Below are 636 nucleotides of genomic sequence, written 5' to 3'. Positions count from 1 at the left end.
GGTTCTATGACGATTTGTATGGCTAAATTAGCTGATCAACCAAAACCTGCCTGCGCGGCGAGCGCCCGCCGGAGGCATACAATCTTTAGTTTTGTGTCATGAACAGCAATCAGATATTCGAGATGGCCCTTGGGCTTGAATCACCATGGTATATAAAGGAAGTAAAATTGACCAAGCCCGAAGGGTTGAACCGCGGTCAGTTGGACATCTACCTTGATTTTAAGCCAGGGGCTAAGTTTCCGGATCCCACGGGTGCAATGTGCGGCGTTTATGATACGGAAGACCGGAGCTGGCAGCACCTGAACTTCTTTGAGCACAACTGTTTCCTTCATGCCCGTGTTCCCCGGATACAGCAGGGCGATGGTTCGGTGAAGACGGTAGTGGTGCCATGGGCCCGCCCGGGCAGTGGTTTCACGCTGTTGTTCGAGGCATTTTCCATGCTGTTGATCGAATGCGAAATGCCCGTGAACAAGGTTGCCGCTACGCTGCGGGTTGTTGCCCACCGGCTGTGGCGTGTATTCAACTATTGGGTCGGCCGTGCGGTAAAATCGGATGATCTCTCCGCGGTGAGGCAGGTGGGCATCGACGAGACCTCCAGCAGGAAAGGGCACCGTTATGTGACGGTATGCGCCGATC

Annotated in this window: 1 protein-coding gene; it reads left to right on the top strand. The window is 54.1% G+C overall.

Going from position 1 to position 636, the window contains the following annotated elements:
* Nucleotides 1-98: 98 nt before the first annotated feature.
* Nucleotides 99-636 (top strand): helix-turn-helix domain-containing protein (locus NGM62_RS22000; protein ID WP_315975884.1); only part of this gene is annotated, 538 nt, incomplete at its 3' end.

The sequence above is a fragment of the Parapedobacter soli genome (assembly GCF_025460835.1).
GTDB classification, from domain to species: domain Bacteria; phylum Bacteroidota; class Bacteroidia; order Sphingobacteriales; family Sphingobacteriaceae; genus Parapedobacter; species Parapedobacter soli.
The sequence above is the reverse complement of the archived record's forward strand: the minus strand, read 5'-3'. Positions and strand labels throughout refer to the sequence as shown.